13 protein-coding genes are annotated in these 13814 nt (G+C 73.0%); 5 read left to right on the forward strand and 8 right to left on the reverse strand.

What is annotated here, in order from left to right; all coding sequences use genetic code 11:
* Positions 1-134: 134 nt before the first annotated feature.
* Positions 135-755: a GTP cyclohydrolase I FolE gene (gene folE / locus ACZ61C_RS08170; protein WP_465304239.1), complete on the reverse strand. Its 621-nt coding sequence runs from the start codon at positions 753-755 to the stop codon at positions 135-137.
* Positions 756-841: 86 nt separating this feature from the next.
* Here folE and ACZ61C_RS08175 point away from each other — a divergent pair, with 86 nt between their 5' ends.
* Entirely contained in the window at positions 842-1498 is a 657-nt protein-coding gene (locus ACZ61C_RS08175) for a helix-turn-helix transcriptional regulator (protein WP_465304241.1), read from the forward strand.
* Here the strand turns inward: ACZ61C_RS08175 and ACZ61C_RS08180 are convergent.
* From ACZ61C_RS08180 to ACZ61C_RS08200, 5 genes are all read right to left on the reverse strand, one after another.
* A complete protein-coding gene (locus ACZ61C_RS08180; RefSeq protein WP_465304243.1) occupies positions 1495-1659 on the reverse strand; it encodes a hypothetical protein in 165 nt (54 codons plus the stop codon). The genes ACZ61C_RS08175 and ACZ61C_RS08180 overlap by 4 nt on opposite strands.
* A 13-nt stretch (positions 1660-1672) precedes the next feature.
* Positions 1673-2401, reverse strand: coding sequence for a sulfite exporter TauE/SafE family protein (locus tag ACZ61C_RS08185; RefSeq protein ID WP_465304245.1), 729 nt, complete (start codon positions 2399-2401; stop codon positions 1673-1675).
* Positions 2395-3123, reverse strand: coding sequence for a FadR/GntR family transcriptional regulator (locus ACZ61C_RS08190; RefSeq protein WP_465304247.1), 729 nt, complete (start codon positions 3121-3123; stop codon positions 2395-2397). The genes ACZ61C_RS08185 and ACZ61C_RS08190 overlap by 7 nt, the downstream gene beginning before the upstream one ends.
* A 62-nt stretch (positions 3124-3185) precedes the next feature.
* Positions 3186-4295, reverse strand: coding sequence for a CU044_5270 family protein (locus ACZ61C_RS08195; protein ID WP_465304249.1), 1110 nt, complete (start codon positions 4293-4295; stop codon positions 3186-3188).
* A complete protein-coding gene (locus ACZ61C_RS08200) occupies positions 4288-4860 on the reverse strand; it encodes an RNA polymerase sigma factor (RefSeq protein ID WP_465304251.1) in 573 nt (190 codons plus the stop codon). The genes ACZ61C_RS08195 and ACZ61C_RS08200 overlap by 8 nt, the downstream gene beginning before the upstream one ends.
* A gap of 116 nt (positions 4861-4976) precedes the next feature.
* Between ACZ61C_RS08200 and ACZ61C_RS08205 the strand changes: the two genes are divergently transcribed.
* The 3 genes from ACZ61C_RS08205 to ACZ61C_RS08215 all read left to right on the forward strand — a co-directional run bounded on the left by ACZ61C_RS08205 (position 4977) and on the right by ACZ61C_RS08215 (position 11233).
* Positions 4977-5867: a serine hydrolase gene (locus ACZ61C_RS08205; RefSeq protein ID WP_465304253.1), complete on the forward strand. Its 891-nt coding sequence runs from the start codon at positions 4977-4979 to the stop codon at positions 5865-5867.
* Positions 5868-5956: 89 nt separating this feature from the next.
* Positions 5957-7000 (forward strand): LacI family DNA-binding transcriptional regulator, encoded by a 1044-nt coding sequence (locus ACZ61C_RS08210; RefSeq protein WP_465305601.1) that lies wholly within the window; start codon positions 5957-5959, stop codon positions 6998-7000.
* Between the two features lie 153 nt (positions 7001-7153).
* Entirely contained in the window at positions 7154-11233 is a 4080-nt protein-coding gene (locus tag ACZ61C_RS08215; protein ID WP_465304255.1) for a beta-galactosidase, read from the forward strand.
* On the opposite strand, the gene ACZ61C_RS08220 is transcribed toward ACZ61C_RS08215, so the two are convergent.
* Positions 11214-11918 carry a DUF6008 family protein gene (locus ACZ61C_RS08220; RefSeq protein WP_465304257.1) on the reverse strand — a complete coding sequence of 235 codons (705 nt, stop codon included), beginning with the start codon at positions 11916-11918 and terminating at the stop codon, positions 11214-11216. The two genes, ACZ61C_RS08215 and ACZ61C_RS08220, sit on opposite strands and share 20 nt — an antisense overlap.
* A gap of 110 nt (positions 11919-12028) precedes the next feature.
* Positions 12029-12646, reverse strand: coding sequence for a LysE/ArgO family amino acid transporter (locus tag ACZ61C_RS08225; protein ID WP_465304259.1), 618 nt, complete (start codon positions 12644-12646; stop codon positions 12029-12031).
* A gap of 231 nt (positions 12647-12877) precedes the next feature.
* Here ACZ61C_RS08225 and ACZ61C_RS08230 point away from each other — a divergent pair, with 231 nt between their 5' ends.
* Positions 12878-13672, forward strand: coding sequence for an SDR family NAD(P)-dependent oxidoreductase (locus ACZ61C_RS08230; RefSeq protein ID WP_465304261.1), 795 nt, complete (start codon positions 12878-12880; stop codon positions 13670-13672).
* Positions 13673-13814: the final 142 nt, after the last annotated feature.

Here is a 13814-nt window from a genome sequence, read left to right on the forward strand (position 1 = left end):
AGGAGGGGCCTTTGCGCTGCGGTTGTTTGCGATCGCTGGGGCGGGCGCGACACAACACCGCGGGAACAACCCCACCCCCTCCGGGACCAGGGGGGGGAGGGGGGGAAAACCCCCCCCCCCCCCCCCCACGGCTGTCAGGCGTGCACCCCGGTCAGCGCGAAGAACTCCTGCCGGGTCTTCGGCTGTTCGCGCAGCAGGCCGTGCAGCGACGAAGTGACGGTGAGCGCGCCGGTCGCGCGCACCCCGCGCAGCGACATGCACATGTGCTCGGCTTCGATCACCACGCCGACGCCCTTCGGCGCCAGGTGTTCCTGCAGCCAGTCGGCGACCTGCTTGGTCAGCCGCTCCTGCACCTGCAGGTCGCGCGCGAAGAGCTCGACCACGCGGGCGAGCTTCGAGAGGCCGAGGATGCGCTCGCCGGGCAGGTAGCCGACGTGCGCGACCCCGCGGAAGGGCAGCAGGTGGTGCTCGCACAGCGACTGCACCGGGATGCTCTTGGCCAGCACGAGCTCGTCGTAGCCTTCGTCGTTGGGGAACGTCGTGAGCTGGAAGTCGCGTGGCTGCAGCATTTCCGCGTAGGCCTTGGCCACCCGCCGCGGGGTGTCGCCGAGGTGCTCCGACGACGGGTCCTTGCCCAGGGCGCGCAGCAGGTCGGCGACCGCGCGTTCCGCGGCGGCCAGGTCCACGGCGTCCCGGTTGTGCACGACACCGAGGTGCCGCAGCGGCACCGGTTCGCTGACGGGGTCGACGGTCAAGGCAGCCTCCTTCCGAAACCAGGACGAGCTGACGGTAGAAGCCCGCCCGGGTTTTCGTCAACGTTCATTTGTTTTAGAGTGCGCTGATGCACACTCCCGAGGCCGGCGCGGTGAGCGCGGTCGCGGCGCTCGACGAGCCGACCCGGCGCCGGTTGTACGACCACGTCGCCCGCCAGCCGGAGCCGGTGAGCCGTGACGACGTCGCGGCGGCCCTCAGCCTGCCCCGGGCGACGGTGGCTTTCCACCTCGACCGCCTGGTGGACCACGGGCTGCTGGCGGTCGGGCACGAGCGCCGGACCGGCCGCAGCGGGCCGGGGGCGGGCCGGCCGGCCAAGCTGTACCGGCGCGCGGACCGGCAGGTGAGCGTCTCCCTGCCCGAACGGCAGTACGAACTCGCTGGTGAGCTGCTCGCGGCGGCGGTGGAGGAGGCCGACGAGACGGGCGTCTCGCCCCGGGAGGTCCTCGGGCGGCGAGCCCGCGAACGCGGGGCCGAGCTCGCCGCCGGCGCCGCGGAGATCATCGGCACGCTCGAAGAACACGGCTTCGAGCCCCGCGTGGACGGCCGCGAGGTGCTGCTGGGCAACTGCCCGTTCCAGCGGCTCGCCCGGACGCACGCCCGCCTCGTCTGCGAGATGAACCTCGGCCTCGTCGAAGGCATGCTCACCGGCGCGGGCGAGCACGGGCGGCGTGCCCTGCTGGTGGCGAAGCCGGGCTACTGCTGCGTCCGGGTGGTGACCGCCTAGCCGCGGCGGGCTGTCGCCCGCGGCTGCGCGGCGAGCTCCAGCCCGGCCCGGACGTACCCGAGGCAGCTGTGCGCGGTCATGCCGCAGATGGTTGGCCGCGCGCCCGGTGGGTCGTCGCGCTTGAGCGGCAGGCGCGGGCCGAGCCGGGTGGCTGGGTCCACGGGGTTCTCCCTGCTAGCGCGGGAGGAACCGCAGCACGAAGAGGAAGCCGCCGAACACGACCAGGGCCGCGGAAGCGACGCGGTGCAGGTGCTGCCCGTGCAGCCGCCGGGCCAGCCGGGTGCCGAGGAACGCGCCGGCGCCCGCCAGCACGCCGAGGACGCTGCCGAGTCCGAAGTGGACGTTGCCGTGCGCCGCGTAGCCGATCGTCGCGAAGCCGACGAGCGGGAGCTGGATCAGCTGCCCGGCCGCGATCGTCGTCAACGCCGGCACGCCGAGCGCCAGCAGCACGGGGACCAGCAGGACCGGGCCGCCGGTGCCGGTCAGCGCCGAGCCGAACCCGACCACCGCGCCGACCACGACCGCCGCGGGCGCCGGCAGCTCCCGGGTCTCCGTGGGCTTGGCCCAGAGGTTGTAGGCGCCGGAGCCGGCCGTCACGACGGCCAGGACGAGCCAGAGCGCCGTGGCCGGGACGACGCCGTTGACGAGGGCGCCGGCCGCCGCCGCCGGCGCGGCGCCGAGGGTGAGCAGGCCGCCGAAGCGCCAGGGCATCGCCTGGTGCCAGGCGTAGCCGGCGGTGCCGACGATCCCGGTGATGAGGAAGCACCAGCTGCTCGTGCCGGCGGCCGCGTGGATGTCGAGCCCGCCGAGCCAGGTCAGCGCGGGCGGCAGCAGGACCCCGCCGATGCCGACGGTCCCGATGAAGACCCCCACCGGGAACGCGAGAACCAGGACGGCTAACACGACCCGAAGTGCTCCCGGAGCCGCCGCAGCTGCGACGGCGGCAGCCCGGCGCAGGCGGCGGCATTGTCCACAGCGGACAGCAGGTGACGGCGCGACACGGCGGCCGCGGTGCCGGCGTCACCGCGGGCGAGGGCGTCGACGATCTCGCGGTGGTCGGCGGTCCAGGCGTGGGCCTGACGCGCCCCGGTGGCCTGGGTCTCCCGCCAGACCGGCCCGGACGCGCGTTCCAGCAGCGCGCCGAGCTGCTCGCGCAGGTCCGGGTTCCGGCAGACCCCGGCGACCGCGGTGTGCAGCCGGTGGTCGGTGTCGGCGGGCAGGGTGTCGCCGCCGGTCACCGGAGCCGTGCCCGCGACGGCGTCGTGGGCACGGTCGAGCGCCGCCGGATCCGGGTCGGCCGCGGCGAGGGCCAGCACGGCGGGTTCGAGGACGAGCCGCGCTTCGAGCAGGTCGACGACGTCGGTGAACGACTGCGCCGCACGGACGTGCCGCGGGGCGGTGGGCACCGGCGAGCCGCCGAGCACAACGGTGCCGCGCCGCCGCCGCGGTTCGACGTACCCGGCGAACTGGAGCGCGCTGAGGGCTTCGCGCACCGACGGCCGGCTGACCTCGAACTCGCGGGCCGGCTCCAGCTCGGTCGGCAGGACGGTGCCCGCAGGCCACCGGCCGCCGTCGATGCGGGCCCGCACCTCGATGGCGATCTGCAGCCCGGCGGAGGCTTCCACGGGCCGACCGTACCGCGGATATGTCAGAAACATCCGCGGTGATGTCGGACAAACCCGCCGGGCTACCGGGCCGGGGCCACGCCGAGCCGGTCGGCGACCCCCGTCGTGATCGCGCTCGAGCCGAGGTCCGTGCCCGGCTTGATCCAGGACTGGTCCGGCTCGGCGCCCGCGACCGTGCGCTCGCCGATGAACTGGCCCGTCACCGGGTCGACGATGAGCTGGCGGATCTCGTGGCGGTCGTCCAGGCCGAGGGCGACGCCGGTGCGGCCGTCGAGGTTGGTTTCGGCGGCCAGCACCGTGATGCCCGGGATCTTCGCCAGCGCGCGGTACCACTGGGCGCGCAGCTCGGCGGGCATCAGCCCGGCGCGCAGGATCTCGATGCCGAAGTGGAACATCACCGTCGGCGTCGAGCCGCGGCCCTTGGTCAGGTTCTGCAGCTTCGCGTAGAGCTGGGCCGGGTCGTGCGGCAGCGTCGCGTAGTACGCCGGGCTGTCCCAGTCGGTCGGGTCGTCGCACTTCTTGGCCGGCTTGGCCTTCGGGAAGAAGTCGCCGCAGCGGCCCTGCCACTGTCCTTGGTCGGTGTCGGTGATCTCCGGCTCGGGCGCCTGGGCCCGCGGCACCGAGCCGCCCAGGAACTTCCCGGTGCTGAGGATCTTGCGGTTCTCCTGCCAGACGTCGTGCGTGTCGGCCGGGATCCAGCGCTCGAGCCGCTGCTCCCACAGGTAGGTGTAGCCGGTCGTCTCGCCGGTGTTGACCCCGCGCCCGACCCACGTGTGCTCGTCGACGTACCGGAACTGCCCGGGCCCGACGGGCTGGTCGACCGCGCCGACGCTGAGGTCGGCCGCGCGGTTGAGCACCTGCGCCGCCGACATCAGCTTGATGTCCGGCCAGTGCGCCGTCGGGTTCGTGCTGGACGCGGGGGCGGCGGCCGCCGGCCCCGCGGCGGGCCCGGGCGAACCGGTCTGCGTCACGACGACCGTCACCGCGACCACCCCGGCGACGGCGGCGGCGATCGGCAGGGCGAACCGGCGGGCCCGCTTCGGCCGCAACGGGATCACGGTGGCTTCGGGTGCGAGCTCCGCCATCAGCCGGGCGCGGGCCGCGGACAGGTCGGCCGGGGCCGTGCGCGCGTCGCGGTGGAGCAGCTCGAGGGTCTCGTCGAGCTCATTCATGGGTGTTCTCCTCGATGGGGACGAGCAGGGCCTGGAGGCGGTGGCGCACGCGGTGCAGCCGCGAGCGCACCGTGCTGGCGGGGACGCCGAGCGCCTCGGCGACTTCGGCCGGTTCGAGACCGGCCCAGGAGGTGAGCAGCAGGACGTCGCGGTCCTGTTCGGACAGCCCGGAGAGCTCGCCGGCGAGCAGACGCAGGCGGGCGGCCGCGTCGACCCGCCCGGCCACCGCGGTGTCGTGGCTCTCGGCCGGGCGGTCCTCGGTGCCGGCCTTCGCGGTCAGCTGGAACCCGCGGACCTCCTGCCGCACGTGGTTGCGGAGCAGGTTGGTGGCGATCCCGTAGAGCCAGCCGCGGATGGGCGCCTTGGCGGGGTCGTAGCTGGCGCGTCTTCGCAGCGCGACGACGAAGGTCTCCGCCACGAGGTCGTCGGCCACGTGCACGCCCACGCGGCCCGCGAGGTATCCGCGCAGGGGGTGGGCGTACTCGTCGAAGAGCCGCGCGAAGACCTCTTTCGGATCCCGCGCGGCGAGGTCGGGCCGATCGAGCCGTTCGACGATTCTGGTCACGGTACTGGTTGTCGCGAGTCCGCACCCGCGTCCCCGATCACCCGGCCGGATGAGACACAGGCCACATTTCGGCTCGTCCGGCCGAACAGTCGCGACGGCTGCGGACAAGAGCCGGTATGCACCGAGGGAACGTGATGCTGGCCGGCTCGTGCGCCGGAGCGGTGGTGGCGATGCTGGTCGTCGCCGCGGCGATGCGGGCGCCGGGACCCGCCGTCGCGGCCGGGCCGGTGCTGGAAACCGGGCCGCCGCTGACCACGAGCGTGGCGACCACGGCGACGTCGGCGCCGCCGGAAAGCTTGGCCTCGGCGCCGGCGAAGCCGCACCTGCCGGCCGGGGCCGACCTCGCCGCGCTCGTGCCCGGCAAGGTGAGCGCGCTCGTCCACGACCGCAAGAACGACCAGGACCTCATGTCCTACCGGCCGGACGCGACCTACACGTCGGCGTCGCTGGTCAAGCTGCTCATCGCGCTCGAAGCGCTGAAGCGGGGCGAGCCGGCCAGTGAGGTCTCGGAGATGCTCTCGCGCAGCGACGACGACGTCGCGAGCCGGCTCTGGTCACAGCTGGGCGGGCCGGCGATCGTCACGTCCTGGGCGAAGCGGGCCGGCATGACCTCGACCCGGCCGCCCGCCGACGCCAACCACTGGGGCGGGACGCTGGTCACGGCCACCGACCTGGTCCGCTTCTACGACTACCTGATGGACGACGCGCCCGAAGCCGGCCGTCAGGTGATCCTGCGCGCCCTCGACGGCGCCACCGAGCACGGCGCCGACGGCTTCGACCAGTTCTTCGGCATCCCGGGTGCGGTCACCGCGACCGACTGGGCCGTCAAGCAGGGCTGGTCCTGCTGCGACCCGGGCCGCAACCTGCACACCAGCGGGCTCGTCGGCGGCCGCCGGTACGTGGTCGTCGTGCTCAGCGCCCAGCCGGCCGCCACGAGCTGGGGGAAGGCCTCGCAGAACGTCACGGCCGTCGTGAAAGCGCTCTCCGGCCCGCTCGGCTGGGGCTGACGCCTCGTGCGCGGCGCGGGACGACCGGTGCGCGGCGGTTCGGCGGTACCGTCTCCCAGGTGGCGAAGCGCGAGGTGGAGGGGGCCAGGGTGGCGGACCGGGCGAAGCCGGGGGAGCAGGCCAGGACGTCGTTCCCCGGGCCGCGGCAGCCGAGCCTGGCCGACGTCGCCGGCATGGCCGGGGTCTCGCACATGACCGTCTCGCGCGTGGTCAACGAGAGCGGGCCGGTGCGCCCGGAAACCCGCGAACGGGTCCTCGCCGCCGTCCGGAAGCTCGGGTACCGGCCCAACTCCGCCGCGCGGACGCTGGTCACCGGCCGCTCCGGCACCCTGGGCGTGGTCGCGCTGGAGTCGAACCTCTACGGCCCGGCGAGCACGCTCTACGGCATCGAGAACGCCGCGCGCGAGGCCGGCTACGGGATCGCGATCTGCAGTGTCACGCGGCCGGGGCGCTCGTCGATCGGCGACGCGGTGGAGAGCCTGCGGCGGCAGGCCGTCGAAGGCATCGTCGTGATCGCCCCGCACGTGACGGCCGGACGCGCGCTCGACGCGGCCCCGTCGGACATTCCGCTGGTGGCCGTCGGCGGCGGGGAGGCCGCGCCGGTGCCGGTGATCTCGGTGGACCAGTACGACGGCGCCCGCCGGGCCACCGAGCACCTGCTGGCGCTCGGTCACCGGACGGTCTGGCACGTCGCCGGCCCCGAGGACTGGCTCGAGGCCCGGGACCGCGAATGCGGCTGGCGGGAGACCCTCGAACGGCGGGGCCTGCGGGTGCCCGCGGTCGTGCGCGGCGACTGGAGCCCGCGGTCGGGGTACGAAGCCGGCCGCGCGCTCGCCGGCAAGCGCGGGTTGAAGGCGGTCTTCTCGGCCAACGACCAGATGGCGCTGGGCCTGCTGCGGGCGTTCACCGAGGCCGGCATCCGGGTGCCGGAGGACGTCCACGTCGCGGGGTTCGACGACGTGCCCGAGGCCGCGTACTTCACCCCGCCGCTGACCACGGTGCGCCAGGACTTCATCGAGGTCGGCCGCCGCACGTTCGGGCTCCTGGAGGACCGGATGGCGGGCGGCGACGTCGGCGCGCGGCACCTCGTGCCGGCGGAGCTGATCGTGCGGGAGAGCACCGGACCGCGCTGATGTCCTGTGCCTGGCTCGTTCGAGACACCGGCACCGGACAGTTAGCGTTAACACGACGTCGGCACTGATCCATCTCGGTGTTGCATCTTGACCGCTTCTGTGCGGTTGCCAAAGGATCGTGTGCGGTTCAGTGCCGTTCCAGGAGGTCCCCGCATGCGTGCTTCGTTCCGGGCCCTGCTCGTCGCCTTGCTCGCCCTGGTCGGCGTGGTCGTCCCCCAGGCCGCCGCGGCGCCACCGAAAGCGGCCCACACCGTCACCTACGACGGCTACTCCTTCCTGGTCGACGGCAACCGCACCTACCTCTGGTCCGGCGAGGTCCACTCCTACCGCCTGCCGAGCCCCGACCTCTGGCTCGACATCTTCCAGAAGATGAAGGCCGCGGGCTTCAACTCGACGTCGCTCTACTTCGACTGGGGTTACCACTCGCCGCGCCAGGGTGTGTACGACTTCAGCGGCGTCCGCGACCTGGACAAGCTGCTCGACGTCGCGCAGCAGGCCGGGCTCTACGTCATCGCGCGGCCCGGCCCGTACATCAACGCCGAGGTCGACGGCGGCGGCTTCCCGACCTGGCTGTCCACCACCCCCGGCTACACGCGCAGCGCCGATCCGGTCTACCTGAAGTACTCCGACGAGTGGCAGACGCAGATCGACCGGATCATCGCGCGCCACCAGCTCACCAACGGCACCGGCAGCGTGCTGGCCTACCAGGTCGAGAACGAGTACTACAACGGCAACGCCGACGGCCGTGCCTACATGAAGCACCTCGAGGACAAGGCCCGCGCCGACGGCATCACCGTTCCCTTGGTGGGCAACAACAACGGCACGTTCAACGCCGGCGAGGCCGCGCTCGACGTCGACGCCGCCGACTCCTACCCGCAGGGCTTCGACTGCTCGAACCCCACGCGGTGGAACGGCGTGCCGGACATCAGCTACGACCACGTCCCCGGCAAGCCGCTGATCACCGCCGAGTTCCAGGGCGGCGCGTTCGACCCGTGGGGCGGCCCGGGCTACGAGAAGTGCGCGCAGCTGATCAACGACCAGTTCGCGAACGTCTTCTACAAGCAGAACATCGCGGTCGGCGCGACCGGCCAGAGCTTCTACATGCTGCACGGCGGCACGTCGTGGGGCTGGAGCGCGATCCCGCAGAACTACACTTCCTACGACTACGGCGCCGCGATCACCGAGGGCCGCCAGTTCGACCCGAAGTACAACGAAGACAAGCTGATCGGCTACTTCACGCAGTCCGTCGCGCCGCTGACCAAGACCGACGGGCTGGCGGGCGCGCCGCTCACCGGCCCGGCGCTGACCGACACCGCGCGGATCAACCCCGACACCCGCACGCAGTTCCACACCCTGCGCCACACCGACTCGACGTCCACCGCCACGAACACCACGAGCCTCGCGCTCGACCTCGCGGCGCACGCCGGTTACACCTACGACGACCGCGCGACCGAGGTCGGTTACACCGGCACGTGGACCCACGCCGGCCCGGAGGTGGACTACACCGGGGGTGACTACCAGCACACCGAGTCGTTCTCGGAGGTCACCGGCGACAGCGTGAGCATTCCCTTCACCGGAACCGGAGTCCGCTGGGTGACGTCGAGGGACCCGAGCCACGGAGTCGCGGACGTCTACGTCGACGGGGCCAAAGTGGACACCGTCGACCTCTACGCGGCGAGCAAGCAGAACCAGGTCACCGGGTACGAGGCGCGGGGCCTGACCGCCGGGGCGCACACGCTGAAGGTCGTCGTCACCGGGCAGAAGAACCCGAAGGCGACCGGGCCGTTCGTCGTGGTCGACGCCGTCGACCTGCTGTCCGACAGCGCCGACTACTACCCGGTCGTGCCGCAGCAGCCCGGCACCGGGATCACCCTGAACGGCCGCCAGTCGAAGATCGTCGTCGCCGGGTACGACCTCGGGCAGACCCGGCTGCAGTACTCGACGTCGGAGATCATGACGAACGCGACCATCGGCGGCCGCGACATCGCGGTCCTCTACGGGGACAAGGGCGGACCCGGCGAGACCGTCCTGCGGTTCGCGAAACAGCCGTCGGTGCAGGTCCTCGGCGGTGCCGCGACGTCCACTTGGGACGCCGCCCGCGGCGACCTGCGGCTGAACTACACCCACGACGGCCTGGCCCGCGTGCTCGTCACCGCACCCGGTCAGCGGCCGCTGCTCCTGCTGCTCGCGGACAGGGCGACGGCGGCGACCTTCTGGCGTCAGGACACCGCGACGGGCCCGGTGCTGGTCCGCGGCACGCACCTGGTGCGGACCGCGGCCGACGACCACGGCACCCTGAACCTGACCGGCGACACCGGCGCCGACGGCGCGTTCGAGGTCTTCGCGGCCGAGAAGTCGGTGTCCTGGAACGGCTCCCGCGTCGCTACCCAGCCGACGTCCAGCGGCAGCCTCACCGCCGCCGCGCCGACCGCGAAGGCCGTCACGCTGCCCGCCTTGAACGGCTGGAAGCACCAGCAGGAGTCGCCGGAAAGCCAGCCCGCCTTCGACGATTCGGCGTGGCCGGTGGCCGACAAGGACACCTCCACCAGCTCGACCGCGCTCGGCGCCAAACCGGTGCTCTTCGCCGACGACTACGGCTTCCACACCGGCAACACCTGGTACCGCGGCCACTTCACCGGCGACGGCAAGCAGACCGGGATCACGCTGTCGAGCCAGAGCGGCGGCCCGGCGGGCGCGTTCTCGGCGTGGCTCAACGGGGTCTTCCTCGGCAGCTCGAAGGACCCGCAGCACACGTTCACCTTCCCGGCGGGCACCCTGCGCGCGGGGGACAACGAGATCTCCGTGCTGACCGTGAACATGGGGCACGAGGAGGACTACGGCGCGAACAACGGCAACAAGGCCGCGCGCGGGCTCACCGCCGCCCGGCTGACCGGCGCGCCGCTGACGTCGGTGACCTGGCGGCTGCAGGGTGTCCGTGGCGGCGAGACCGGACTCGACCCGGTCCGCGGCCCGCTCAACACCGGCGGTCTCTACGGCGAGCGCGCGGGCTGGTCGCTGCCCGGCTTCCCGGACCAGCGCTGGGCCCCGGCGACGCTCCCGGCGAAGGACACGACTCCCGGCGTCTCGTGGTACCGCACGACCGCGGACCTCGACCTGCCACGCGGCCAGGACACCTCGCTCGGCCTCACGATCACCGACGACCCGGCCCGGCAGTACCGGGCGCTGCTGTTCGTCAACGGCTGGCAGCTCGGCCAGTACGTCAACTACCTCGGCCCCCAGCACAGCTTCCCGATCCCGAACGGCGTGCTGAACCCCAACGGGCACAACACCATCGCCGTCGCGGTGTGGAACCTCGATGGCAGCACCGGCGGCCTCGGCAAGCTCGCCTGGACGAACTACGGCAGCTACCGCTCGCCGCTGACCGTGCGGCAGAACGCGTCGCCCGGTTACGACCCAGCGCGGTACACGATGCCGCCGGCGCCGACCGCCGCGGTGTCGCTGACCGCGCCGGACACCGCGTCGGGCGGACAGCGCTTCACCGCCTCCGCGACGGTGAGGGTGCCCGCGGGCGCGGCCCCGGCCTTCGACGTGAAACCGGTGCTCACCGCGCCCGCCGGGTGGACGGTCGGGCCGGCGTCCCCGCCTTCGGTGGCGCGGATCGACGGCGGGCGTTCGGCGACGTTCTCCTGGCCGGTGACCGCTCCCTCCGCAGTGGACACCGCCGCGCTGAAGGTGGCGGTGGCCTACCGGCAGGCCGGGCGGCCGGGGTCGGTGTCCGGCGAACGGATCGTCGGCGCGGTGCCGCCGGCGCCACCCGCGGGCCAGGTCGCGGTGAGCTCGCTGCCGTTCCTGACCGCCACGAACGGCTGGGGCCCGGTCGAGCGCGACACGAGCAACGGCGAGGCGAGCGCGGGGGACGGCAAGCCGATGACCATCGGGGGAGTGGCGTACCCGAAGGGCCTCGGTGTCCACGCGGCGAGCGACGTCCAGCTCTACCTGGCCGGCGCCTGCACCCGGCTGACGGCGTCCGCGGGTGTCGACGGCGAGACCGGCACCGGCGGCAGCGTCGCCTTCGGCGTCTCGGTGGACGGCGCGACCCGCGTCACGACCCCGGTGCTGCGCGGCGGCCAGGCGGCGGTCCCGATCGACGTCGACGTCACCGGGGCCCAGGTCCTGGACCTGCTGGTGAACGACGGCGGGGACGGCAACGGCAACGACCACGCGGACTGGGCGCTGCCGACGCTGACCTGCGCTACGCCGCCTGCCGGGTGAGCTCGGGCAGCGGGCGGACGAGGAACGTGGCGCGGATTTCCCGGCGTTCCTTCCACAGCTGGTAGAGCGCCAGGCCGAAGATGATCGACCCCATGACGTTGGCGATGAAGTGCCACCAGACGCGGTAGGTGGTGAGGCCCGGGCCGGCGTCGATGAGGCCGAAGAACGTCGAGACGCCGATGGCGCGCGACCCGAACGCGACCGAGAGGGTGAGGACGAGGTGCTCGAGCCCGTGCAGGCCCTGCATCCAGACGCCCATCTTCCCCCAGCGGCGGGTGCGGGTGCCGGTGGCGCGGCGGGTGATCACCATGACCCCGGCGAGCCCGGCCAGGAAGATGAAGTTGCCGGTGAGGTGCAGCAGCTCCATGCCGAACGTCGGCCGGTTCGGCAGGACCATCTGCAGCCCGTTCGCCAGGCCGGTGCCCCACGGGGTCATCCACGCCGGGGCGTTCGGGTGGCCGAGCCAGTACCCGACCTGCGCGATGTGCTCCTGGACGTGCCCGAGCTGCCCGAGGACCCCGATGCCGATCACCGCGAGCGAGCCGCGGTACACCCAGGGCCGCACCGGCCCGCGGTTCGCGTAGGCCAGGATCCCGACCGCCGCCCACATCGCGAGCGCCCACAGCACGATCAGCACCGCGCCGGCGGTGTCCCAGCCGGACATCGACGTCATCGGCATGTTCATGATCGCCTCCCGTGTCGTCCCATCGACCCTAAACCCGGACCGGGGGCCGCACTTCTCCCGTCGTGCGGCCGGAAATCGGGACAAACCGTTAAGGGACAACGGGTTTCCGGTCAAGAGAGGACAAGTCGGACGGCCAGGGCGGTGATCACCGCACTCGACACGAGCGCCGTCACCAGCCGGCCGCGAGCTCTGGTGAGCAGCCGCCCGAGCAGCGCGCCACCGCCCGCGAGGAGGGCTTGCCAGCTGGCGGAGGCGGCGAACGCGGCGAGCACGAAGACCGTTTGGTCCGGCACCGCGACGGCGGCGCCGGCCCGGTCGCCGACGACCAGCGCGGTGAAGTAGACGACGGTGGTCGGGTTCACCAGCGTGACCCCGAGCAGCGTGACGTAGGCACGGCCGGGTGCGAGCGGCGTCACGGACCGGGTGACGGTGTGCCGGTGCTCGCGCAGTGCCGAGACAGCACCGCGGAGGGCCACCAGGACGAGGACACCGGCCGAGGCGTACCGCAGGGGTTCGGCGACCGGCGTCAGGACCCCGGCGACCGCGGCCCCGCCGAGCACGGCGACCAGCGCGTACACGCCGTCGGCGCTCGCGACGCCGAGCGCAGCGGCCAGGCCGGTTTTGAGGGAGGTGCGGGCGGTGAGGGCGACGAGGTAGGTCGAGACGGCCCCGACGGGGATCGCGATGCCGTAGCCGGCCAGCAGCCCGGCGACCAGCGCGGTGATCACGACGCGGTGGTGCTCGGCCCCCGCGATCGGCCCGGCTGCTGCGTGACCGGCGCGAGGGTCGCGGCGACGGTCGGCAGGAGCGGGGTGCGGTGCGTGGTCATGCGCCGATGGTGTCGGTGCGGTGCGCGTGGCGGCAACCGGATTTCCGGGATCGGCTCAGCCGGTGCGTCCCGGTCACCTGTGCTTGAATCGGCGCCGGAGCACCGGCCGACGCGAGAAAGGGCTTTCACGATGCGGGTCGACCTGAGCGGGAAGACGGCGCTGGTCACCGGGTCCACCCAGGGCATCGGCTCGGCGATCGCGGCGGGGCTCGCCGCCGCCGGGGCACGGGTCGCGATCAACGGCCGGAGCGAGACGGGCGTCGCGAAAGCCATCGCGCGGCTCAAGGAAGACCTGCCGGACGCCGACCTGGTGCCCGCCCCGGGCGACGTCTCGGAGGAGGCCGGCGCGGCGCAGGTCGTCGAAGAGGTGCCCGACGCCGACATCCTCGTCAACAACCTCGGCATCTTCGGCGCGCAGGAGCCGCTGGAGATCACCGACGCCGACTGGCGGCGCTACTTCGAGGTCAACGTCCTGGCCGCGGTGCGGCTCACGCGCGCCTACCTGCCCGGCATGACCGGACGCGGCTGGGGCCGGATCCAGTACATCGCCAGCGACTCCGCGGTCGTGATCCCGGCCGAGATGATCCACTATGGAGTGTCGAAGACGGCGCTGCTCGGTGTGTCCCGCGGGTTCGCCAAGCACGCGGCCGGGACCGGGGTCACGGTCAACGCCGTGATCGCCGGGCCGACGCACACCGGTGGTGTCGAGGACTTCGTCTACGAGCTGGTGGACAAGGACCTGCCGTGGGACGAGGCGCAGCGCGAGTTCATGAAGAAGCACCGGCCGCAGTCGCTGCTGCGGCGGCTCATCGAGCCGGAGGAGATCGCGAACCTGGTGGTGTACCTCAGTTCGCCGTTCGCTTCGGCGACCACCGGCGCGGCCGTGCGCGTCGACGGCGGGTACGTCGACTCGATCGTCCCCTGAGGTCCCGCTCCCGCCCGGAAGCACGGGGGAACCTCTGGCGGGAACGGGAGTGGGGGTGGCGGGCTTCGCCTCGCCGACACCTGTAAGAACGCTGGTGTTCACCTGGAGTTCCCGCACCGGGGAGTGACGTGCGTCGCCGGGG

The organism is Amycolatopsis sp. NPDC104587 (assembly GCF_055583645.1).